Source organism: Paraburkholderia sp. JHI2823 (assembly GCF_038900695.1).
GTDB lineage: Bacteria > Pseudomonadota > Gammaproteobacteria > Burkholderiales > Burkholderiaceae > Paraburkholderia > Paraburkholderia mimosarum.
In genome coordinates, this window is record NZ_JAYMRY010000451.1 from 1 (window position 1) to 249 (window position 249).

Sequence of the window (249 nt, forward strand, 5' to 3'; positions counted from 1 at the left end):
CGGATCAGGTCGTCGACGAGCCGTTCTGAAACAACAACGGGGGCTTCATCACCCCCGTTTTACTTCGTGCCTTGAACATCATTTAGCTTGCTCATTGCCCCATCGATTTACGTGCTCACGCTCACCAGCAACGGATTGTTTCGTACGTGACGACGACACCCCGCTCAAGCAACAACTCCTCGATATCGCGCAGGCTCAGGCTGAACCGGAAATACCAGCGAACCGCGCAGCTGATGACGATGGCAGGGA

General features: G+C 55.4%; 1 pseudogene. It reads right to left on the bottom strand.

Annotated features, from left to right (window positions below):
* Positions 1-124: 124 nt before the first annotated feature.
* A pseudogene (locus VSR34_RS39370) lies at positions 125-241 on the bottom strand (IS6 family transposase); the annotation flags it as partial.
* Between the last annotated feature and the right edge of the window lie 8 nt (positions 242-249).